This is a genomic window from Streptomyces sp. NPDC030245 (assembly GCF_055572995.1).
The window spans coordinates 50,606-71,834 of the sequence record NZ_JBVICF010000002.1 but is presented as its reverse complement, the minus strand read 5'-3'; the positions used below and the strand labels follow the sequence as shown (position 1 = coordinate 71,834).

21 protein-coding genes and 4 pseudogenes are annotated in these 21,229 nt (G+C 70.0%); 14 read left to right on the top strand and 11 right to left on the bottom strand.

Going from position 1 to position 21,229, the window contains the following annotated elements:
* Positions 1–137: 137 nt before the first annotated feature.
* Positions 138–938, top strand: coding sequence for an alpha/beta fold hydrolase (locus tag ACZ4Z4_RS04945; RefSeq protein ID WP_468322308.1), 801 nt, complete (start codon positions 138–140; stop codon positions 936–938).
* A 398-nt stretch (positions 939–1,336) separates the two neighbouring features.
* Here the strand turns inward: ACZ4Z4_RS04945 and ACZ4Z4_RS04940 are convergent, their stop codons facing one another.
* Positions 1,337–2,266 carry a LysR family transcriptional regulator gene (locus ACZ4Z4_RS04940; RefSeq protein ID WP_468322306.1) on the bottom strand — a complete coding sequence of 310 codons (930 nt, stop codon included), beginning with the start codon at positions 2,264–2,266 and terminating at the stop codon, positions 1,337–1,339.
* Between the two features lie 115 nt (positions 2,267–2,381).
* Here ACZ4Z4_RS04940 and ACZ4Z4_RS04935 point away from each other — a divergent pair, with 115 nt between their 5' ends.
* The gene (locus ACZ4Z4_RS04935; protein ID WP_468324120.1) at positions 2,382–2,909 is read left to right on the top strand and encodes a DapH/DapD/GlmU-related protein; all 528 of its coding nucleotides are present in this window, start codon (positions 2,382–2,384) and stop codon (positions 2,907–2,909) included.
* Positions 2,910–2,970: 61 nt separating this feature from the next.
* Here ACZ4Z4_RS04935 and ACZ4Z4_RS04930 read toward each other — a convergent pair whose 3' ends face one another.
* On the bottom strand, positions 2,971–3,915 hold the full coding sequence (locus tag ACZ4Z4_RS04930) for a Gfo/Idh/MocA family protein (protein ID WP_468322303.1): 945 nt from the start codon (positions 3,913–3,915) through the stop codon (positions 2,971–2,973).
* A gap of 135 nt (positions 3,916–4,050) precedes the next feature.
* Between ACZ4Z4_RS04930 and ACZ4Z4_RS04925 the strand changes: the two are divergent.
* The 3 genes and pseudogenes from ACZ4Z4_RS04925 to ACZ4Z4_RS04915 all read left to right on the top strand — a co-directional run.
* A pseudogene (locus ACZ4Z4_RS04925) lies at positions 4,051–5,010 on the top strand (helix-turn-helix transcriptional regulator); the annotation flags it as partial.
* On the top strand, positions 4,990–5,565 hold the full coding sequence (locus tag ACZ4Z4_RS04920; protein ID WP_468324117.1) for a GNAT family N-acetyltransferase: 576 nt from the start codon (positions 4,990–4,992) through the stop codon (positions 5,563–5,565). The pseudogene ACZ4Z4_RS04925 and the gene ACZ4Z4_RS04920, both read left to right, overlap by 21 nt.
* Positions 5,566–5,736: 171 nt before the next feature.
* Entirely contained in the window at positions 5,737–6,987 is a 1,251-nt protein-coding gene (locus tag ACZ4Z4_RS04915; RefSeq protein ID WP_468322300.1) for a serine hydrolase domain-containing protein, read from the top strand.
* A 70-nt stretch (positions 6,988–7,057) separates the two neighbouring features.
* Here ACZ4Z4_RS04915 and ACZ4Z4_RS04910 read toward each other — a convergent pair whose 3' ends face one another.
* Together ACZ4Z4_RS04910 and ACZ4Z4_RS04905 are read right to left on the bottom strand one after the other, a co-directional pair.
* Positions 7,058–7,678 carry a hypothetical protein gene (locus ACZ4Z4_RS04910; RefSeq protein ID WP_468322297.1) on the bottom strand — a complete coding sequence of 207 codons (621 nt, stop codon included), beginning with the start codon at positions 7,676–7,678 and terminating at the stop codon, positions 7,058–7,060.
* Between the two features lie 14 nt (positions 7,679–7,692).
* Positions 7,693–8,196 carry a nucleoside deaminase gene (locus ACZ4Z4_RS04905; RefSeq protein WP_468322294.1) on the bottom strand — a complete coding sequence of 168 codons (504 nt, stop codon included), beginning with the start codon at positions 8,194–8,196 and terminating at the stop codon, positions 7,693–7,695.
* Between the two features lie 561 nt (positions 8,197–8,757).
* Between ACZ4Z4_RS04905 and ACZ4Z4_RS04900 the strand changes: the two genes are divergently transcribed.
* From ACZ4Z4_RS04900 to ACZ4Z4_RS04875, 6 genes are all read left to right on the top strand, one after another.
* A complete protein-coding gene (locus ACZ4Z4_RS04900) occupies positions 8,758–9,126 on the top strand; it encodes a PRC-barrel domain-containing protein (protein ID WP_468322292.1) in 369 nt (122 codons plus the stop codon).
* Positions 9,127–9,391: 265 nt separating this feature from the next.
* On the top strand, positions 9,392–10,558 hold the full coding sequence (locus ACZ4Z4_RS04895; RefSeq protein ID WP_468324115.1) for a S1 family peptidase: 1,167 nt from the start codon (positions 9,392–9,394) through the stop codon (positions 10,556–10,558).
* A gap of 166 nt (positions 10,559–10,724) precedes the next feature.
* Entirely contained in the window at positions 10,725–11,633 is a 909-nt protein-coding gene (locus ACZ4Z4_RS04890) for a hypothetical protein (RefSeq protein WP_468322289.1), read from the top strand.
* Between the two features lie 161 nt (positions 11,634–11,794).
* The gene (locus tag ACZ4Z4_RS04885) at positions 11,795–11,989 is read left to right on the top strand and encodes a DUF2795 domain-containing protein (RefSeq protein ID WP_468322286.1); all 195 of its coding nucleotides are present in this window, start codon (positions 11,795–11,797) and stop codon (positions 11,987–11,989) included.
* 12 nt (positions 11,990–12,001) lie between these two features.
* A complete protein-coding gene (locus ACZ4Z4_RS04880) occupies positions 12,002–12,202 on the top strand; it encodes a hypothetical protein (RefSeq protein ID WP_468322284.1) in 201 nt (66 codons plus the stop codon).
* A gap of 71 nt (positions 12,203–12,273) precedes the next feature.
* Complete coding sequence (locus tag ACZ4Z4_RS04875) at positions 12,274–13,083, top strand: SDR family NAD(P)-dependent oxidoreductase (RefSeq protein WP_468322281.1); 810 nt, start codon at positions 12,274–12,276, stop codon at positions 13,081–13,083.
* A gap of 76 nt (positions 13,084–13,159) precedes the next feature.
* Here ACZ4Z4_RS04875 and ACZ4Z4_RS04870 read toward each other — a convergent pair whose 3' ends face one another.
* The 5 genes and pseudogenes from ACZ4Z4_RS04870 to ACZ4Z4_RS04850 form a co-directional block, all read right to left on the bottom strand.
* Positions 13,160–13,462: a hypothetical protein gene (locus ACZ4Z4_RS04870; RefSeq protein WP_468322278.1), complete on the bottom strand. Its 303-nt coding sequence runs from the start codon at positions 13,460–13,462 to the stop codon at positions 13,160–13,162.
* Between the two features lie 19 nt (positions 13,463–13,481).
* A complete protein-coding gene (locus tag ACZ4Z4_RS04865) occupies positions 13,482–14,627 on the bottom strand; it encodes a hypothetical protein (RefSeq protein ID WP_468322275.1) in 1,146 nt (381 codons plus the stop codon).
* A 10-nt stretch (positions 14,628–14,637) separates the two neighbouring features.
* Positions 14,638–17,358: a type II secretion system protein GspG gene (locus tag ACZ4Z4_RS04860; protein ID WP_468322273.1), complete on the bottom strand. Its 2,721-nt coding sequence runs from the start codon at positions 17,356–17,358 to the stop codon at positions 14,638–14,640.
* Positions 17,359–17,619: 261 nt separating this feature from the next.
* Complete coding sequence (locus ACZ4Z4_RS04855) at positions 17,620–18,000, bottom strand: cupin domain-containing protein (protein ID WP_468324112.1); 381 nt, start codon at positions 17,998–18,000, stop codon at positions 17,620–17,622.
* Between the two features lie 149 nt (positions 18,001–18,149).
* A pseudogene (locus ACZ4Z4_RS04850) lies at positions 18,150–18,515 on the bottom strand (FAD-dependent monooxygenase); the annotation flags it as partial.
* On the opposite strand from ACZ4Z4_RS04850, the gene ACZ4Z4_RS04845 reads away from it, so the two are divergent.
* Positions 18,509–18,748 (top strand): hypothetical protein, encoded by a 240-nt coding sequence (locus ACZ4Z4_RS04845; protein ID WP_468324210.1) that lies wholly within the window; start codon positions 18,509–18,511, stop codon positions 18,746–18,748. The pseudogene ACZ4Z4_RS04850 and the gene ACZ4Z4_RS04845 overlap by 7 nt on opposite strands.
* Here the strand turns inward: ACZ4Z4_RS04845 and ACZ4Z4_RS04840 are convergent.
* Together ACZ4Z4_RS04840 and ACZ4Z4_RS04835 are read right to left on the bottom strand one after the other, a co-directional pair.
* Positions 18,637–19,110 (bottom strand): annotated as a pseudogene (locus tag ACZ4Z4_RS04840) (FAD-dependent monooxygenase); the annotation flags it as partial. The gene ACZ4Z4_RS04845 and the pseudogene ACZ4Z4_RS04840 sit on opposite strands and share 112 nt — an antisense overlap.
* Before the next feature lie 55 nt (positions 19,111–19,165).
* Positions 19,166–19,303: an FAD-dependent monooxygenase gene (locus ACZ4Z4_RS04835; RefSeq protein ID WP_468322271.1), complete on the bottom strand. Its 138-nt coding sequence runs from the start codon at positions 19,301–19,303 to the stop codon at positions 19,166–19,168.
* 157 nt (positions 19,304–19,460) lie between these two features.
* On the opposite strand from ACZ4Z4_RS04835, the gene ACZ4Z4_RS04830 reads away from it, so the two are divergent.
* Positions 19,461–20,561 (top strand): glutamate--cysteine ligase 2, encoded by a 1,101-nt coding sequence (locus ACZ4Z4_RS04830; RefSeq protein ID WP_468322268.1) that lies wholly within the window; start codon positions 19,461–19,463, stop codon positions 20,559–20,561.
* 299 nt (positions 20,562–20,860) lie between these two features.
* Positions 20,861–21,063 (top strand): annotated as a pseudogene (locus ACZ4Z4_RS04825) (hypothetical protein); the annotation flags it as partial.
* Positions 21,064–21,229: the final 166 nt, after the last annotated feature.

The following is a 21,229-nucleotide window of genomic DNA, read 5'->3' as shown; positions in this document are numbered from 1 at the left end:
GGAGCCAGTCCGGTGTCCGCCGCGGTCCACCGGCTGGAGCACGAAGGCTTCATGTACTTCCGCCGCGTGCTGCCCCACGCCCGGCCGCGGATGCCTCCCGTGCTCTTCCTCGGCGGCGCGTTCCAGGACATGAGCTCATGCGTCGCCACGAGGCGGCCTTCCTGCCGTACGCCACGATCGTCACCCTCGACCTGCCCGGGTACGGGATCGCCGACGAACTGCCCGTGCACTACGGCATCGACTTCCTCGCCGTGGCGGCGCACCGTGCGATGCGCTCGGCGGGGCACGAGCGGTACGACGTGGTGGGGGTCTCCTACGGCGCGCTGGTGGGTCACCGTCTGGCACAGCGGTACGGGCCGGACGTGGTGCGGCGCCTCGTACTGACAGGGGCGGCCGACCCGCGGAAGCCCCTGCACGAGGACGAAGTCGCCGGCCTGCGTCGCTTCACGGACCTCCTGGAAACCGGCGACGCGGAGTCGTTCGCCCGGATGGCGGTCGATCACCTCTCGCCCGCCTCTCCACCCGGGCCCGTCCACCGGCACAGCGTCGTGCGCCGGATGCTCCACGCGGCGATGCTCCGACTGCCGCAGCAGGCCCGGTCCAAGATCATCGCCAATACGCGTCGCCTGTACACCTCCCAGATCGCCTACGACGGCCCCATGCCGGACACGCCCACGCTCGTGTGCACCGGCGAGTTCGACACGCTGACGCCTCCTGAAGGCGGGCGCCGGCTCGCCGTCGCCTACCCCCGCGGTTCCTTCGTCACGATCGCGGGGACGGACCATCTCTCGTTCCTTCAGCGGGACCGTGAGTACGCGCAGCTGCTGCTCACCCACTTCCGGGGGCAGGACTGCCTGGGTCTGCCCTACTGCCGCCGTCTCGCCGATGCCGATGCCCCGCACAACTCGGCGGCCGCGTCGATGTCTTCGACCGCCTGACCACTGCACCACTGCACCACTGCACCACTGCACCACCGAGACTGCTGCCACCGAGGAGCGAACAACTCGTGCCTTCCTCAGCGAGGCGGGCGGCCCGGCGCTGCCGGAACTGGGCAGTCGCCGCCGGGCTGGTCTGCGTCGCGGCTTCGTCACCCGGAGCTGGCGCCCATCCACCGGGCGCATCGACACCGCGGGCCCGCGGGACGTCCACGACCTGTCGTCCGTCATCACCTGGGCGGGCCGAGGGCGTGGGTCTGCCAGCGGTCGCCGCAGCAGTACATCGCTGCGCTCAACGCTCATCTGGAGATGCAGCCTGGCGAACACGCCCTAAGCGGCGCGCTTCGCGGACGCGCCCACACGCCCTGCACATCCCTGACCGCATCCGGCCGGGCGTACGGTCAGCGGGCCATCCAGTCCGGCACCCACACGTCGTCCGGGGTGGGTGGTCCCGAGGTGCGCAGGTGGTCGTGGAGCGCGGTCAGCACGGGGTGCTGGTCCCCGGTGCGGGACAACAGTACGTGCGGGTAGACCGGGGTGGGTTCGCGCAACGGGATGCGCCGCAGGTCGTGGGTGTGCGGCCACAGGTACCGGTCGCCACTGCCGACGAGGGTCGCCAGCGACGCCGAGTCGGCCAGTGCGTCCATCAGGGCCTCGTCGCCGAAGTGGGGGCCGAGCGCGTCGATGCTCAGACCGAAGGCCTCGGACAGCGCATCGTAGAACGCCGCCCACTCCGTGCCCGGTCTGATCCCGGGGATCCAGATGCGGTGGCCGGCCAGGTCCGCAGGCCTCACCCAGGGGGCGTTCGCCAAGGGGTGGCCGGGCCCGACCAGGACCTCCAGGGGTGCCTCCAGGAGTCGTTCGGCGCGGATCCCGGCCGGGACCTGGTCCACCGGCAGGGCACGGAAGGACGCGTCGATGGTGCCTTCGAGCACCGCCTGGGCGGCCTGAGCGGCGTTCTCGTCGCTCAACGCGACCGTGTCCAGGTTCATCTCAGGGTGTGAGCGGTAGAACCGGTAGACGGCCTGAGCCGGTGCGATGCGCGCGTTGAGGACGTCGACGCGCAGGGGACGGCTGCCGGGGCGCACGGCCTGCTCGGCCTGTTCGAGGGCTGCGAGGGCCTTCTTGGCGTGAGGCAGGAAGACCTGCCCGTCCAAGCTCGGCCGCGAGCCCCGTGAGGTGCGTACCAGGAGCGTGACTTCGAGGTGTCTCTCAAGGGCCGCGATCCGCTTGGAGACCGCCTGTTGACTGATCCCGAGCTCGTCCGCAGCCGCCTGGAACTGGCCGGTCTCGGCGATGGTCACGAACGTCCGCAGAGCTTCGGCATCCACCCCGGCAGGCTACTCCTACAACCAGTGGTTGTGGTCGGTGGGCCCTGTGGTTGTTTGATCACTCCCTGGCCACGGTGGTGGGATCCGTCGCATGTCCACCCGCACAGAGCAATTCATGTATGTCCAGACGCAAGAGTTCGCGCTTCATGCGGAGCGCATCGTGGAGGTGACCGACGCGACGTCCCGACTGAACGTGCTGCCGTTCAGCGACAGCGAAGGCCGTGCCGAACTACTTTCCGTTGTGTTCGGTCGCCCGCTTCCGGAGTCGGTGACCATCTACCCGCCGTTCTTCACCGAGAACGGGCTGAACACGACGTTCGGGGAGAACGTCTTCGTCAACCAGGGCTGCACGTTCATGGACAAGGGCGGGATCCGCATCGGCGACGGTGTCATGATCGCTCCAAAAGTCAGCCTCATCACCGGGGGACACCCTCTGCCGCTCGCCGAGCGCCGCGAGTACCTCTCCTTCGCCCCGATCGTCATCGAGGGCGACGTCTGGATCGGGACGTCCGCCGTGATCTTGCAGGGAGTGACCGTCGGCGCCGGCGCGGTGGTCGCTGCCGGTGCGGTGGTCAGCCGTGATGTTCCTGCTAACACCCTGGTCGCGGGAGTTCCCGCCCGGGTGATCAAGACGATCGACTGAGCCCGGGCCCTGGCGAGCCGGCCCAACGGCACCGGGTGGGCGGTACGGCCGGGAGACGCGTTCAGGCGGGGTGGTTGACCTGGCGGTCCACGTCGAGGGTGAGCTGAAGCGCGTCCAGCACACTCTGGGGGGCGATGCGGTTCTCCGCCTCGCCGCGCACCACCTCCAGGACGTGGTCGATCATGGCGGTGTACTGGTCGGCGGCCGGCAACTGGAGCTCGTGCGCGCCCCGGGCGGTGTAGGCGGTGACGGTGCCGGAGGGTTTGCCGTCGAAGCCCATCGTCGACGTGGCGTCCAGTACGCCGTGCTCGAAGGTCGCGGTGTAGCCGCCGCGGGCGCCCCACGCCTGGGGCATCAGCGAGGAGACGGAGCTGCGGGCCGCCGCGCCGTCGAAGCGGAAGACGGCGTCCACGGCCCCGGAGTCCTCACCGCGGGCCACGGTGGTGACCGTGGTGGCCCGGGGCAGGCCAAGGGTGCGCGTGATGATGTCCATGTCGCTGTGCAGTGCTTCCAGCGGCAGGACCTTCAGCCCCAGTGAGGCGTCCGGCCACAGGTGCGCGGTCAGGTTCCACAACGTCAGTTGCTCCAAGCGCCCGTACGTCCCCTGGCTCACCGCGTCGAACAGGGCCTGGTTGGCCGGGATGAACCGCTCGAACATGTCGACGAACACATGCTTGTCGCTGTGCGCGGCGGCCTCGACCACCCGCTTCGCGTCGTCGATGTCATCGGCCAGCGGCAGCTCGACCAGCGCGTGCTTGCCTGCCTGAAGGGCGCGCAGGACGAATTCGGCGTGCAGGGGGAGTGGCAGGCAGATGTCCACCAGGCCGAAGGAGTCGTCCTCGAACGCGGCGTCCGTCTCGGTCGACGAGGCGAACCCGAACTGGCCCGCCACCTTCGCGGTCTTGGCCGCGTCCCGGCCGAACATCACCACGTCCACGTCGTCGCGAGCGGCGTAGACGGCGGCGTGCGCCTGCCCGAAGCCGGTTCCCAGCAGTGCGATCTTCATCTCTTGTCTCCTTGGCGGTGATCGGGGCGCCGGTCGCCCTCCCTCGGCTGCGAAGAGCCACCCCGTCGGCATGCCGTCCAAGCTAGGACCCCTTTAGGACACCTCACGTCCGTAAAGAGGGGCATGCTGGAAGACATGACGACCGACCTGCCCGCCCGGATGCTCCGTCTGCTGTCCCTGTTGCAGACCCGCCGCGCATGGTCCGGTGCCGAACTCGCCGCACGCCTCGGTGTCACCGGCCGCACCGTCCGCCGCGACATCGACCGCCTGCGCGACCTCGGCTACCCCGTCGAGGGCACCACCGGCCACGCCGGCGGCTACCGCCTCGCCTCCGGCACCGCCATGCCCCCGCTCATCCTGGACGACGACGAGGCCATGGCCACCGCCGTCGCCCTGCGCACCGCCGCGGGCCACCTCACCGGCATGGAGGAAACCTCACTGCGGGCCCTGGCCAAACTCGAACAGGTCCTGCCCGCCCGGCTGCGCACCCACGTCGCGGCCGTGCAGGAGACGACGGCCACCATCGGCTGGGAGACCCGCGGCCCGCGCGTCGACCCCGAGCTGCTGGGCGGCCTGGCCGCCGCCTGCCGCGACAACGAGAGCGTCACCTTCGACTACACCACCCGGCACGGTGGCCGCGCCGCCCGCCGCGTCGAGCCCCACCACCTGATCGTCTCCGGCGGCCTGTGGTACCTCCTCGCCCACGACACCGACAAGAACGATTGGCGTATCTACCGTCTCGACCGCATCACCGACCCGGCCCCCACCCGCCACCGCTTCACGCCCCGCCCCGTCCCCGGTGACGACCCGGCCGCCTACGTCGCCGACAAGATCGCCACCGCGCCGACCCGTTACCGCGCCATCGCCACCGTCCACGTCCCCGCCGACACCGTCCGCCGCCGCACCCGGGCCCTGGCCACCCGCATCCGCCCCCGCTCCGAGGCGACCTGCACGGTCGACTGCTCCGCCGACCACCTCCCCGCCGTCGCCCAGGCCCTCACCGCCCTCGACACCGACTACACCCTCGACGCCGACCCCGAAGTGACCGCTTACCTCCACCGGGCCGCCACGCGCATGCTCCACGCCACCGACACCGGCGCCATCCCCATGTGCACTTTCCGTCGCCTCACCGAGCACGACCTTCCGTTACTGAGGCACTGGCTGCGGCAGCCGCATGTGGCCCGCTGGTGGAATCACGAGACCTCTACGGAGGCGGTGGCAAGGGACTTCGGTCCCGCCATCAAGGGAGAGGAGCCGTCCGAGGACCTGCTGGTCCACCTCGACGGCCGCCCGATCGGCCTCGTGCAGCGTTGTCGCCTGTCGGACTACCCCGAGTACCTTTCAGAGCTCGCAGCCCTCACCGAGGTGCCCGACGGGGCCATGACCATCGATTACCTGATCGGCGAGGCCGCGGACATCGGCCGCGGGCTCGGGCCGCGGATGATCCGATCGGTCGCCCAGGCGACCTGGAGCGACCATCCCGATGCGCCTTGCGTCCTGGTGCCGGTGCCGGTGGCCAACCGGGCATCGTGGCGGGCCCTCGAAAAGGCAGGGCTGCGGCGTGTCACCGAAGGCGACATGACGCCTGACAACCCTGTTGATGGTCGGGCTCATTACGTCTACCGAATCGATCGACCACCCCTGACCTGAGGCGGTTGCACATCGTGCGCAGATCCGAAGGGATCCCGCACATATCGCTGACGTATCGAAAAGCGCATACGCTCCCGCAACTCCCGCCCGTGTTCAGTAGTCGCACGGGCCAGCGGATGTGACCTACCGGCCCGTCGACCAGGACCCGGTGGCCAGGAGAGGAACGTGGGGATGGGCTCGGATTCCGTACAGGGTGTCGACCGGCGGCGGTTGCTGGGGTGGGGTGGGCTCTCGGCCGTCGGTGCGGTGGCGGCGGGTGCTCGGCCGGTGGGCGCCCGGACCGCACGCGCCGCCCCACCCGCCGTCGACTCCGCCGCCGCGCCGCCGGACACCCGGCCCGGCGGGGCCTACGACCGGTACGTGGCGAAGCTGGCCGCCGAGGACAGGTTCTCCGGCGTGGTCCTGCTGTCGCACCGGGGCCGGACCGTGCTGTCGCGCAGCTACGGTATGGCGGACAAGGAGAAGGGAGTCCGCAACCACGAGGGCATCGCGTTCAACCTCTCCTCCGCGGGCAAGCCGTTCGGTGCCGTGGCCATCCTGCAACTGGCGCAGCGCGGCAAGCTGAGACTTTCGGACACGGTGGGCACCCATCTGTCCGGTTTCGCCAAGGAGATCGCCGAGCAGGTGACGATCCATCACCTGCTGTCCGGCACCTCGGGGTTGAACACCCCGGAGGAGGACCTGCAACGCGTCTTCCGGAGCCGGGAGGAGGTGCGAGAGTTCTACGAGCGGTGGGCGAGGCAGGCGAAACCGGTGAGCGCCCCCGGTACGCCCACCGACCACGCCGGGGCCGAGGTCGCCATCCCCGCGCTGATCGTGGAAGCCGTGACCGGCATGACCTACTGGGACTATGTCGAGGAGCACGTTTTCCGGCGCTGCGGCATGACCGGCACCGGGTTCTACACCCGGCCGCAGTGGCTCACCGACCAGCACATCGCGCACTCGTACATGCGGCAGGCCGACGGCAGCCGGGTGGACGCCGTCCGCAACCTGGACAAGGGCAGCCCGGATCCGTACCAACTCGGCAAGAACCCGGGCCGCAACTTCATCGACCCGCCCGGGGACGGCGGGTTCGCGACCGCGCCGGACCTCGTCCGGTTCGCGCACGCGCTGAGCGACGGGACCGTACTGGACCGCCCCTATGCCGAACTGCTCACCGGGGCCAAGGCACCCCTGCCCCCGCAGGGCGGCGGTCTGGCCGCCCGGACCGCCCCGGCCGACGCGTCGTTCGCGGCCTACATGATGCCGGTCAGCCTCGTGGGCGGCCGCTGGGTGAACGGTCGCGCGGGCGTCAACCCCGGCTCCGTCGCCAGTTGGAACATCTACCCGGACACCGGCTGGGTCGGCGTCGTCCTCGGCAATCAGGACGACATACCGTTCCAGGAGATCATCGAGCAGGAGATGCGAGCCGTCCTCGGCTGAGGGCCGCCCTCAGTCCGCCGCCGAGCGCGCGATGGCCGTGGCAGCACGCCGACGCCGCCCCCCCGCCACGTCACGCGTCGTCGGAGACCTCCACAGTGGTGACGACACGGGTCAGAGAAGGACGGCGGGGTACGGAGCCGAAGCCGAAGCGGACCGGAGGGTGCACGTCGCTCAGCGCACCCAGCCGCTGCCCGTCCCAGCTCGCGTCCGCCGAGGTGATCGAGCGCAGGTCCCTGGCGGCGTACCACTCACGGCGCCCCGCCCCCGCGCTGCCACGCGTCCGCACACCGCGCATCAGGACGCGGGCCGGCGCGTCGCACAGCGCGGCCCATCCGGGGCTGCCCGCCAGGCGGCCGGGGGCCAGCCTCAGCAGGCGCCCCAGCGGGGTGGACCGGCCGGGCGTGAAGGTGAGCCGCAGCGGGCCGGCTGTCACATCCCACCGGTCACGCGCGGGTCCGACGGCGACGGGACAGATGATGACTTCGTCGAAGCGGTACGTGGCGGTGACGAACCGCGCCACTTCCTCCGAGGGCGCAAGCAGCAGCCGGTGCCCGTCGGCCCGCTCCACCATGACGTCGGCGAAGGGACCCAGCGGGGACGACGGCCAGTATCCGACGACGATGCGTACGCCGACGCTCGTGCCGAGGCCCGCGATCCAGCCGTCGAAGCGCATGCGGCGCGCCGTGCTCATGGGTTTCGCCGGTCTCACCGGGCGGCGGTGGGCGCGCCCGGCACCCGCCGGTCCCCGCCGTTGTGGTCCTGCCACAGGCGGTAGACGTCCACGGCGCCGTCCCGCGGCTCGTGCCGCATCGGGAGGCGGCGTTCCTGCCACGGCTTGGCGAACTCGTCGTAGAACGTGCTCAGTTCGAAGTACTTGCGGTCGTCGACGTAGTGCGCTTCATAGGCGTCCCTGGTCGCGACGAAGACCACCTCGTCCGGAGAGCAGAAGTAGAGCGCTCCCAGGCACATCGGGCACGGCTGCGCCAGTACGTAGACCGTGGCGCCCGTCAAGTGCTCGGTGCCGAGCCGGGTGCAGGCGTCACGGATGGCCAGCACCTCCGCGTGGGCCGTCGGGTCGTGGGTCTGGGCCACCTGGTTGGCCCGCTCGGCGATGATCTCGCCGTCCTTCACGATGACGGTGGCGAAGGGGCGGCCGCCGTCCTGGACGTTCCGACGGGCCAGGTCGATGGTGCGCTGTACGTAGTCCACGTCGTGCCTCCGGTGGGTTGTAGCATGCCGACGTGTTCAGTCTGCGTGAGCTGGGCGCATAGCGTCCAAGACGCGCTCACCATGCCCGCTATAGATGCCACCTATGGACACGGATGCCCCTTCGGCGGTGCCCGTCTGGCGGGCGCCTCAGGCCGCGTGGCGCTTTTCGGGGTGCTCCCCGGAATCGCGGCGCCTCTGCGGTGCCGTGTCGCGGCGCCCCGAACGTTTCTGCCCGTGAATGAGGCGTAGATGACCTCGATGGCGGCCACCCGGCGAGGCGGCGCGTCCGTTCAACCGGTCCTCGACCCGGTCCATGCCGATCAGCAGAAGACCCATGACCGGCAACAACAAGAGAGCGACAACTAGCATCTGCGGCGACCTCCCCGCGGCGTCCCTTCTCGCCTGCCCCGCTCGAACGCCTTCACGGACTTGAAGATGTGAAGGTCCCGCAACGCCCTGCCGTCGCACCGTCGCTCACCCCCCGTCCCCTCCCACGTTTCGTCCGCGTCGGCGCGGACATCAGGTCCCCACTCCATCGACGAGGGAGAGGATTCAGAGCGAATGTCCGACGACTTCCAGGCCTCCGGAACCCCGAACCCGAACCCCGACCCGAACAGGCGCTTTTCCGCCACCGGTCTCATCGGCTGCACCGTGGAGGCGAGTGACGGCTCGATCGGGGAAGTCGACCCGGTCACCGAGGAAGTGGCGCCCGATCACCTTGTCGTCGACACCGGCGGGGCGCTGCTGAGCAAGAAGGTGCTGCTGCCCCTCTGGGTCATCGAGCACGTCGACGAAGTCAGCCGCACCGTCCATGTGCCGCGCACGAAGGAGCGGGTGAAGGACGCCCCGCGCTTCGACAGAGACCTGCGTGTCACCGACCCCAGCTACCGGGCACACATAGACGAGCACTACCGCGACGAGCCTTTTTAACAGTTCCCTTGATGTTCTGTTAAAAGCTCCTGCTGTTGTGGACCTTGCCGAATCCCGGGTGTCGGCGCGAGAGTTCATGCCGCGGCGGGCCCCACGCCCGTCGCCGGGCAGGGACTCATCCATCGGTGAATACACCCCCACTGTCTTCCGGTATTCCCCGAGAGTTCCTGCCTGCCATCCGGAAGGAATCGGTGTGCCCCCATCTCGTACAGCTCGTAGATACAGATTCACCGCCGTGGCAGCGCTGCTCTCGGCATCGGTGGTCATGGGAACGCAGGTCACGGCAGCGGCACAGGTAAAAGCAGAGACGCAGGTATCGGACGGCGCTCGCGCCGACCGCTATCAGCCGGAGATGGTGCAAGCGCTGGCCGCGTCGCTCGGCGTGAGTGAGAAAGCCGCGAGCGATCGGCTCGACCGGCAGGAAATACAGCAGGACAAGCTCGCGAAGCTGAAGAAGAACGGGATATCCGAGGACGGCGCTTTCTTCGACGCCTCCGGCAATCTCACCGTCAACGCCGACGACCGCGCCGACGCAGCCGCCATCGAGAAGGCCGGTCTCGACGCGCGAGTGCCCGCCCGCGGCCAGGAGAAGCTGGACGACATCAAGGCACGGCTGGACGCCGCGGCCACCCGCCGCACTCCCGCCGGAATCACCGACTGGTCCGTGGATCTGGCCGCGGACAAGGTCACCGTCAAGGTCAACAGCGACCGTGGAGCCGCCGCCAAGGCGTTCCTGACCAAGGCCGCGAAGTACGGCTCCGCCGTCCGCATCGTGCGGGGCGGGGAGCGGCTCGCGCCGCAGGCCGCGATCGCCCCCGGCAGCAAGATGACGATCAACGACACCTCCGGGTGGTGCTCCGTCGGCTACGGCGCACGCGACCGCTCCGGCAAGCAGTACCTCGTCACCGCCGGACACTGCGTGGCCGGCCTGCCCACCTTGCGCTACGGCGGCGTCGCGTTCGCCAAGGGCACCCACACCCGCTTCGCGGTCGGCACCCGCAGCGTCGACATGGGCGTCGCCTCCGTCAACTCCGGCCACTCGATCACGACCAGGGTCGGCACCTGGGGCCAGGCCTCCGACGTGGCCGTCAACGGCAGTCGCCGTGCCGCGTCCGGCGCCGCGATCTGCAAGTCCGGCGCGACCACCGGATGGACGTGCGGCGCGATCGGTTCGTACAACGTCTCCGTCACCTACGTCGACCAGAACGGCGGCCCCGACACGGTCGTCACGGGTCTCGCCACCTCCAGCGTCTGCACCGAGGGCGGCGACAGCGGCGGCGCGTACATCTCCGGCAACCAGGCCCAGGGCATGACCTCCGGCGGCCCGCTCCGCCAGGAGTGCACCGGCGGCGTCAACTCGCGCGGTTCCTCCTACTTTCAGCCGCTCGACGACGCCCTCTCGTACTACGGGCTGACACTCAACACCAACTGACCGGCCTTCGAGGGCAGACCAGGGGCCGCCCACCGGCTAAGGTGGGCGGCCCCTGGTCGCCTGTGTGGCCTGAAACCGCCGTTGAGTCGCGCCTTCATCGGAGCGAGGGACCCACCGACCCAAGAGCCGATGGTGCCTCCCCGCCCGCTGAAAGACGCCGGACGCCATGCCGAACAACCCCCACGCCGAAGGGCCCGACCCGACGTTCGCGACCGTGTTCCGGCAGGCCCTGCGACAGCGCGGTCTGTCACTGGAACGCATACGCGACCACCTGCGGGCCCAGCAGATCACCGTCAGCCTCGCCACCCTCAGCCACTGGCAGCGCGGGCGCAGCCAGCCGGAGAGAGCCCAGTCCCTGCTCGCCGTCGACGCGCTGGAGCCGCTGCTCAACCTGCCCACCGGCACCCTGCGTTCGCTGCTGGGCCCGCACCGGCCGCGCGGCGGGCCCCCGCCGCACGACCCGGCGGCCGCCCGCAAGGTCCTCGGCGAGAACTCAGACGTCGAACAGGCCCTCGGCGACGCGTTCCCCCACTTCAACGAGGGACTGCGGACCTTGACCGTCCACGAGACCGTGAACCTGGACGAGCACCGCTCCATCCACGAGACGTCCATCGTCACCGTGGTGCAGGCCGTCATGGGCGGCGTGCGGCATCTGACCGTCGTCCACTTCCTCGACTCCCCGAAGGCGGGGACGGTCGACCTCACCGTGCCCGGCGGCCCACCGCCGCCCATCCGCTTCGTGCCCGAGCTGGGCTGTGTGGCGGCCGACATCCCCCTCGGACGCCAACTCGCCCGCACCGAGACCGCAGTGGTCGCCTACACGCTCCGGTCCGCCTCGGACGTCTCCCACCAGCACGAGCGCCGCATCACCACACCGCTGCGCACGTATCTGCTGCACGTGCGCTTCCATCCCCGGGCGGTCCCCGCCAGCTGCTGGAGCTACCACCGCGAACAGATCGGCGCCGTCCCTCAGCACCGCCACCGCTCCACCCTCGACGCCTTCCACACGGCCCACCTGCTGCCGGCGCACTGCTCGCCGGGTGTCTACGGCATGGAATGGGAATGGCCGGAGTGAGCCAAGCGGCATGCACCAACCTGGCCTCCGGCCCGTGGGGCGCCGGGCCCGACCGAGTGGCGGTCCGGCGAGACGGTGCGCAGACTTTTAGGGGCAGTACTGATCTTCCGCTGCCTCCGGCAACCTTCCGCCGCCTCCGACAAGGCACCAAGGAGAACATCATGGCCGACGTCAGCCCCATCGACCTCCAGAAGGCGCTCAAAGGCGCCGAGTACCCCGCAGGCAGAGACGACCTGGTCTCGCTGGCTCAGGACAACGGCGCGGACGAGAGCCTCGTGTCGAAGCTCCGCGACGCGTCGGCCGACCGGTTCGACGGACCGGACGACGTCCAGAAAACCGTGTTCGGCAAGGGCTAGGAGACGACCGCCATGCCCGAACCGGGAAGCAAGAAGTACGACACCCGTCGCGCGCGGCTGCGCAAGGACGCGGAGCAGTCCGGGATCAGCGACCAAGAGGCCAACGAGGCCGCGAACGAGACGCTCCAGGCCGACCCCGCCTGGCAGAGCAGAGGGCCGCGCACGGAACGCGGCCGGGGCCCGAAGGGCGAACGCACCGAGAACACCGACTGAGCCCGGAACGGGCATGGCATGGCACGGGGCGCGGCGGTTACTCGTCCGGCATGAGTGAGACGAGGTCCGGCATGACCGACACAAGGCCCGGCAGGACTGACACACGGCCGCTCGCCGTGATCACCGGTGCGTCCAGCGGAATCGGCCACGAGCTGGCCCGACAGTTCGCGCTCCACGGTTACGACCTCCTGGTGAACGCCGAGGACGAGTCGCTGGAGTCCGCTGCGCAGGCCCTGCGCGAGTCGGGCACGGAGGTACGCGCCGTACGAGCCGATCTCCGGACGTCCAAAGGGCGCTTCCGGCTCCTGGACGCGCTCGACGGCCTGACGGTCGACGTCGCCGTCCTCAACGCCGGGGTGGGCCGGGGCGGCGCCTTCGTCGACACCGACCTCGCCGACGACCAGGAGGTCATCGACCTCAACGTCACCGCGACCGTACGGCTGGCCAAGCCGCTGCTCCGGGCCATGGTGGCGCGCGGCGCGGGCCGGCTCGCCTTCACCTCCTCCGTCGCCGCGACGATGCCCGGCCCCTTTCAGCCCGTGTACAACGCGTCCAAGTCGTTCGTGCAATCCTTCGCCCAGGCGCTGGCGGAGGAGGTGCGGCACACCGGCGTGACGGTCACCGCCTTCATGCCGGGCCCGACAGACACGGAATTCTTCGACCGGGCGGGCATGGCGGACGACACCAGGATCGGCACCATGAAGAAGGACGATCCCGCACAGGTGGCAGAGCAGGCGTTCGAAGCGATAGTGCGGGGAGAGAAGAAGGCAGTGACCGGGTCGCTCAAGGCGAAGGCGCAGGGCTTGGCCGGGAAGGTGCTCCCCGACGGGGTGAAGGCTGCGGCCCACCGGCGGCTGGCGGAACCGGGGTCTGGGGACTGAGACCGAGACCGGGCATCGCGGGGGACAGGGGTATCGAGCACGCACGGTGTCGGTGAGTTGCTCGACGCGCAGCATGTCAGGATTCCTCCAGCCGACGCAGGCAGTCGTCGGCCCGCTCGCTCCGTTCCGCGGGGGTCAGCTCCCACCACGCCGTGCCGCGTTCCCCCAGCCCTGTTTTCGCCAGCTGCACGCGGGCCCTGGCCGCCTTGCGCGCGGTCTCGTCGTCGCGAGCGGCGGCGACCGCCCGGCGGGCCGCCATCAGGTGGTGGACCAGCCGCTCCCTCACGTCCTCGGCCAGGTCGGGGTCGGTGGCCCGCCAGCGTCGCCCTTTGACGATGATGAAGTGGCCGTCCTCGGTGTGTTCGACGTTCTCTGCCATCACGCGTGCGTCTTCCCTGTCAGTGGCTGCCCACGAGGCGCAGGCCGGGGCCGCCGGCGAGCAGCGGGCGCAGGGCCACCTGCGCCCGCTCGAAGTAGCCGGGGACCTTCGTCGCGCTCTGGGCGTACCGGACGGCGTTCGCCAGCTGTGCGGCCTCGGCCGCGGCCGCCGCCTCAGCGGCTCCCGCGGCTCCCGCGGTACCGGCGGTCTCGGCGGCCGCCGCCACGAGAGGCACCGCCGTCGGCCAGGCCAGCACCACGAGCGTGACGATCAGGGCCGCGCCGAGGCCGATCGCGAGCCACTTCTTCAGCTCCCGGCTGTCGGCGGAGTTGTCGTCCCAGTACTGCTGCATCGCGGGCAGCAGCACGAGCTGATGCTGGTTCTCCAGCTCGCGCAGGCGGCGGGCGACCCTTCTGAGCACTTCCAGTGGGGCGCCCTGCGGCAGGGGAGTGGTGTGGATCTCGTACAGCACCAGGCCGTCCTTGCCGATGCCGTCCGGACGGAACGTGGGTTTGTAGCAGATCCACTCGTACTTGACATTCCCGGGCGCGCCGGTGGAGGCCTGGGTGGGGACGAGCGGGTAGTACAGCTCGTTCCAGTACGGCCGCCATGTCGACGGGCGCACCTCGATCCGCGTCGGGGCGCCGATGCTCACCCGCCCGGCACGCTGAAGGGTGAGCATCTCCTTCAGGGCCGGGTCGATGACGAAGCGCCGCAGGGTGTCCATCTTGTGCTGGAGGTCCTCGACCTCGGCGTCCTTGGCCTCGTCGACCGTGGTCACCTCGACGAGTTCGAGGAGCATGGTCGTCCCCTCGGTCCGGACGCCGAGCATGTCCGAACGCAGCTGCCGGCCGGAGGTCTGCGTCTTGATGTCGCGCTTGAGGGCGGCGCGGCCGAATACGTTGCGGTACTCCGCCAGGATCCACTTGGCGAGGATCTCCGTCGCGCCGCGGAACCGCTTGGTGTTGAGGTAGCTGATCTCGCTGAACACCTCGGAGTCCGGATAGCGCCGCGTGTAGTACTTCGTGAAGCACTCGACCATGTAGTACTCCGCGGTGAGCGCCTCCACATACCGGCGCGTGCCGTCGCTGTTGCCGTTGCCGTCCGCACCGACCTTGCGGGTCGGCAACGAGCAGAAGGAGTCCAGGAGTTGGATGTCCGCCATGGCGCTCCCGCTATCCGTTCTCGGCGAAGTCGGAGCCCACCTCGAGGTCGAGGCCGCTGCACGGCGTGTACTCGAACCAGGTGCCGACGAGATTTCCTTCCGCGTCCGTGGAGATGTCCAGCCCTTCGTCCGTGCCGCCCGCCGACGAGTCCGCGCCCTGGCTGGTGACCACGAAAGGCGCGGTGCGCCCCGGGTTCTGATAGAGATACGGCCGACCCCACGGATCGGTGATGATCAGGTTCGGACGGCCGTCGAGCAGCACGCGCAGACCCTGCCGGGTGGTGGGGTAGTACTCCGGCTCGATCGGTACGCCGCGCCACGCCGGATCGACCCGCTGCTTCGCCTTCTCGGCGTACTCCTCCAGGGCCTCCACGATGGCCTCGATCTCGCGCCAGGCCCGCTGCTGATTGACCGTCAGAAGCGGGCGTGCGCGGGCGGCGATGTCGGGGTTGGCGGGTGGAATGCCCGGGTAGTTGGTCCGCGCGTACGCCTGGATCTCCTCGGCGATGGACATGTACGGCGGGTCCTGGGGGTCCGGCGAACCGTCGCCGTCGATGCGGCCGGTGGACATCAGCCGGGAGAACGCGCGCTCGAACCCCGGCCGGATGGGCAGGACCACGCGTGCGGCGCCCGCCCGCAGGAACTCCCGGCGCAGCGGGTCGGGATGCCACAGCAGCCGCTTGGTCTCGGCGAGTTTCTCCGACCCCCAGAAGTACGGGTAGAAGAAGTAGAGGACGTTCTCCCACTCCACCGACTGGTGCAGGAACTTGACGAATTCGCCGAACTTCCGGATGCGCAGCCAGGATTGCGCGGTGACGGGAAGAGTGGAGGGGTCGATGTCGTCGGTCCAGGTCGGGGTGCCGCTGGTGCCGAGGGCCGCGAGCACCGCGTCGATGTCGTCGGGCGCCGTGTCGAAGTCGACGCCGAAGAGCCACTGCAGGGAGCGCTTCATCAGCTCCTCGCGCTCGGCGCGGCGCAGCGTGAGGGTGTCGTCGCGGTTCAGCTCCGCGAGGAGTTGCTCGCGGCGGTCCCGCACCCGCTGCTGGAGCGTGTAGTACTGCTGCTCCGCGGCCTCGCGCAGCTTCTGCCAGGTGGCGACCTGCCAGGCCAGATATGCCTGGTCCGACAGGCGCAGGGTGGCGGCGAGCCGGAATCCGGCCCAGCTGATGTTGCGGTGTGTGTACTGGATGGAGAGGCGGCCGGTCTTGCCGTTCAGGTGCAGGAGCTGGGACTGGTAACGGCCCTTGATCTCTGCGCCGACCGGGGTCGCGTGGACCTCCAGGGCCTCGTCGCCGATCACGTCGAAGCGGGCCAGCTCGGCGGGCTGCCAGCCGTAGTAGTTGACCTCGAACAGGATCGGCACCAGTTCATAGCCCTCCGGCAGGTCGATCTGCCAGGACTGGTACCGGGTGGTGACGGCTTCGTCCTCACCGATGATGGAGGGGAACTCGTAGGTGTAGTCGGGCGGACTGAGGTATTCCTCCGGTGGCGCGGTCACCGGCGCGCCGTAACGGGCGGCGAGCGTCATCCAGTTGGTCCGGTCGATCTGGTCGATGCCGAAGCCGAATTCGTAGGGGGTGGCGAGGGTCCTGTCGATCTCGGCGAGCTCCATGAGCTGTCGCCGCAGCGCGCCGCCGGGGTCGGGGACGACGAGGTCGTACGTCATGCGCAGGCCGTACCGCATGAGGTCCACGCGCCACTTGCGCATGATCCGGTAGTAGTCGATGCGCATCACGCGCGGGGAGTTGTTGGTGATCACGCGGGCGGCCTCGTCCTCCTCGCCGCGCCGGGTCTCGGTACGGAAGGAGACCTTGTGTTCCTTGCGCGAGCGGGAGGAGGCCTTCGACGTGATCTCCGTGGCGTGCTTGTTGCTGGCCTGGCGCGACTCGTGGTCGGAGGTGGACACGCCGTAGTTGAACGTGCTCGTGACCGACACCGTGCCGTAGCTGCCGCTGGCGGTGACGCCGAAGTTGAGGTTGGTGTCGCGCTTGGACTCGTTGCTGGTGGACATGGCCACGTCCGTCTTCTCGGCCACGCCCTTCTCCGCGTACGTCTCCAGTTCGTCGGTGACGATGCGGGACAGCTCCTCGCTCGTGGTCGACCATTCCTTGTGGCTCACGCGCACGGTCTCGCCCGGGGCCATCGGGATGGTCGAGACGAGCTCGCCGCGCTCCAGGCCGACGGGCTGCATCTCGATCCGCTCCAGATGCAGCCAGCCGACCGGCTGGATATCGGCCTGCTCGACGAAGCGGTCGACGAGCAGGGCGACGTCGGCCGCGGAGGGCTGTACGGTTCCCGATTCCGCGTCGGCCGACTCCGTGTCGGCCGGCACGGAGTCGGCCGGTGTACGCAGCGCGGCGACCTCGCGGCCGAGGGCGGCCAGCGTCCCGGGGGCGACATCGGCGTACAGCCGGGCGGTGCTCGCGGCGGTGGCCGGGTCGGTGTCGAGGAGGGAGGGCAGGATGGTCCGGAACGCGTCGGCCAGCCCGGTGCTCTCGGTGCTCTCGGTGCTCTCGGTGGCTGGTCCCCGGAGCCGTTCTCCCAGAGCTTCGGTCTCGGAACGGGTCAGCCCCAGGGACCGCATGAAGTTCAGCTTCGCGAACACCGACATCGATGTACCCCGTGCGGGGGCCGCACCAGGATCGGTGGGCTCGGCCGGCACGGCCGACGGGACGGGCTGGGTGTAGGTCGCCTTGAGGATCGCACGGGTGGAGTTGGTCAGTCCGGACATGTTGTCGTCCCCCCTCGAACCGCGGCGGTGCCGCGGTGTTCAGCGCATGACGAAGCGCTTGTTTCGAGGCGCCTGTGACGAGGCGCCTGTGACGAAGAAAGCGGCGAGGAAATGGCGAGGAAATGGGTGCGGGAAGCGGCGAAGAAGTGGTCGATGCGGCACGCTAGCAGCTCCAGCCAGCCGCTTTCGTCACCCTGGCGAGTGAACGCTTTCCAGCCGTCGCAGGGGTGTGCGGGCGCCGGTCATGCCCGGTGCAGAGGGCTAGGAGGATTGCACCTCCGCGCCCGCCGCCTTCGCGTACTCCTGTGCCATGCCTCCCGCGAAGTCGTACAGGACGACCGTTTCCTCGCCGAGGACCCAGGCGTCGTGGCCGGGTGAGCACACGAACACATCGCCCGGTCCGACTTCGCTCTCGCCGCCGTCGTCCATGCGAATGTGCATGCGGCCCTCGACCACGTAGCCGTTGTGGTGGACCTGGCAGCTCTTGGTCCCCGCGAGCGGGGCCACGGACTCCGACCAGCGCCAGCCGGGCTCGAAGGTGCCCACGGCGAAATCCAGCCCTGTCAGATGGACGGCGTCGAGGTGACCGCGGGGGAAATCTCGCCGCTCGTCCGGCTTCTCGACCGTCTTGACCTCGATCATGACGACTTCCTCCGTCCGGGCCGTGCCCATGCTCCGGAGTCAGTCGCCGCCGCCGCGGGGCCCACGGTCGACATCACCGGCCGACCCCTTCATCCCATCGTCCGCCTGTCAACCGGGGGACGCCACCTGGATCACCGCGTCGTCCCTGATCACCGGCGGCGCGAGGTGCCGGAGGGGCAGCGCGTGTACTGCTCGGCGAGGTCGGTGCGACCGGCGCGGGTGCCGACCACGTTGTCGAGCTCGCCGAGCTGACGGCGCAGGTCGAACGGTGTGCCGTCGGGCGCCGTGTGCAGCAACTGGGTCATCCAGTACGAGAAGTTCTGTGCCCGCCAGACCCGCCGCAGGGCGCGCGGTTGATAGGCGTGCAGCGCGAGGTTGAGCCCGCGGGCGCCGGTCGGCGGCACGGTGTGCGCGGCGTCGCCCGCGAGCGCCATCGAGCCCCAGCGCATCGGCTCCTGGACGAAGGAGCGGAACCTCAGCACCGTCTTCTCCAGAAACCGGCCCCTCCTTGAGGCGGAAGCCGTCCCGGCCGGCCACCCGGGCCTGGAGCGTCTCCCAGATACGGTCGTCCGGCCAGGCGTCGACGGACTCGTCGGGGGCGCACTGGAGGTACATCCGCTGCACCGTCTCGGTGCGCTGGCTGATCAGCGCGAACCCGTGCTCGGAGTGGGCGTGGACCAGCTCGGGCGCGCTCATCGGCGCCTCGGCCAGGATGCCGAACCACGCGAAGGGGTATTCGCTGCCGTAGCGCTCCCGCCGCTCCTCGGGCACCAGGTCGCGGCACATGCTGCGTGACCCGTCCGCGCCGACCACGTACCGCGCCCTGATCTCGTGGCGGGCGCCGTCGGACGCGGTGTAGCGCACGCGGGGAGCGCCGGTCGTGATGTCGAGTACCTCGGTCTCCCGGACGCCGAAGTGGACCGTTCCGCCGTCGCGGTCCCGGGCGTCGGCCAGGTCGATGAACACGTCGGTCTGCGGATAGAGCCACACCGAGGCACCCACCAGCTCCTTGCAGTGGATGCGGTGCGGCCGGCCGTCGAACCGGAGCTCGATGCCCTGGTGCTCGTGACCCTCGCGCAGGATCCGGTCGGAGACACCCGTCTCGACCAAATCCCGTGCCGCGTCGGCCTCCAGGAGGCCGGCCCGCTGCGTCGTCTCGTTCTCGTTACCGCGTCCGGATGTCGAGCACGATCGTCTCCACGCCCGCGCGCCCGAGCAGGTGAGCCAGCACCAGGCCGGCGGGGCCGGCCCCGATGACGGCTATGGGAACCGAGGCAACGGTGTCGACGGCGGAGTCGGCCATGGCATCTCCTGGAGCGGCTGCGGACGTTCGGAACACCGACAACCTTGGCATCAGGGGCTCCCGCCGGTCACCGGTGTTTCCGCCCACTCGGCCAGTCGCGCAGAGCGGGGTGCCCTGACGGGAAGCGACCAGGTATTTCGCTTAGGCTCGGGGCACGATGAGTCTGATCACGGTGGGTGTCGAAGAGGAGTACGTTCTGCTCGATCCCTCGTCCGGCTTTCCCGTTCCGCTGGCCGAGCAGGTCCGTGCCGCCGCCGGCCTCGAGCCGATCGTGGAGGAGCGGGAGATCCAGGCGGAGCTGATCGAGGCGCAGATCGAGGTCGCCACTCCGGTCTGCACCGAACTCGACGAAGTGGGCGGTCACCTGCTGCGCCTGCGCCACGCGCTCGGGCGCGCGGCGGAGAGCCTCGGGTGCCGCCTGGCTGCCTGCGGTACGCCGCCGCTCAAGGAGGCGGCGCCGCTGCCGGTGACGAGCCTGCCGCGCTACCGGGCCCTGCGGGCGCAGGCGCCGCAGCTCGTGGCCGAGCAGTTGGTGTGCGGCATGCACGTCCATGTCGCGGTGCCCGACCCGGAGATCGGTGTGGCCGTCCTGAACCGTGTCCGGCTGTGGCTGCCGGTCCTCGTCGCCATGTCGGCGAATTCACCGTTCTGGGCCGGCCATGACACCGGGTTCGCCAGCTGGCGCACGGTCGTGTTCGGGCGCTGGCCGGTCAGCGGCCCGCCGCCGCACTTCGACGGCCTCGCCGACCACGAGCACCGGGTGGGGCAGCTCCTGGCCTCGGGCGCGATCCTGGACCCGGGGCAGATCTACTGGCAGGCCCGCCTCTCCAGCCGCTACCCCACCATCGAGGTCCGCTGCTCGGACGTGCAGCTCCGCACGGACGAGGCGGTGATGTACACCGGCATCGTCCGTGCGCTCGTGTCGACCGCCATCGAGGAGGTCAAGGCCGGTGTTCCGGTACTGCCGTGCGCGCCGGAGCTGCTGCATGCCGCGACCTGGCACGCCGCCCGGCACGGGCTCACCGGGTCGCTGGTCGACCGGGAGGGCAGGCTCCGCAGCTCCGGCGACGTGCTGTCCCAGCTGATGGACCACATCATGCCCGCCCTCGAAGAGGCCGGGGACATCCGTGAGGTCACCGCGCTCGTCCACCGCCTGCTGCGGGAAGGCACAGCGGCCGACCGGCAGCGCCGGGCCCTGGCCGAGGGCGGCCTGCGTGCCGTCATCGACCTCATCATCACCGAAACCGGCGCGGCCTGAGCCGGGGGCGCGAGGCCTGCCCATCTCTTTCTGCATCCTTCTGCGATCGCGCCGCGGAAGCCGTGCCCCGGCTGACCCGTCTGGGGGAACCGCGGGCCTTGGCGCGCAGGCGCCGGCCGAAAGCAGCCGGTCGCGCGCAAGTTCGAGAATGGCCCTGCGCTCGCCCCTGATGGCGGGGTACTGGGTGGCCCTGAAGTTCCCCTCTTCCAGGAGGCATCCAGATGGCTTTCGATCCGCTCGAACGGTGGGGGCCGCCAGCTCGCCCGCAACACGGTGGACCCGGGCGTCAAGCGGAAGCGCTGCCCGGTGTGTCGTCGGTGCTGGAGGCACCCATCGCGTACGAGCAGGTGGCGGTGGAGCTGACGGCTTGGGTGGCGCGGATGGAACCGGATCCATACCTCATCTGTACCGGTACGCGAATCTGTACGAGATGATCGAGCACCGCAAGGCCGAGTCGATCATGGCCGGGCTGACCGAGGTCATGCCGGGCCGGCCCGCACGTGGCAGGCCGCGTCCAGCACCAGTGACGCTCCGCACGGCTCGGCGGAACCCGGGAAGCAGCCGCGGCGCCGCCGTACGCCAGGGCACCACTCGCGTGGCTCCCTGGTCCCGTGAGGACAAGGGCGGGACGGGGAACTTACAGGCCTGAACATCGCCATGGGCTGCGG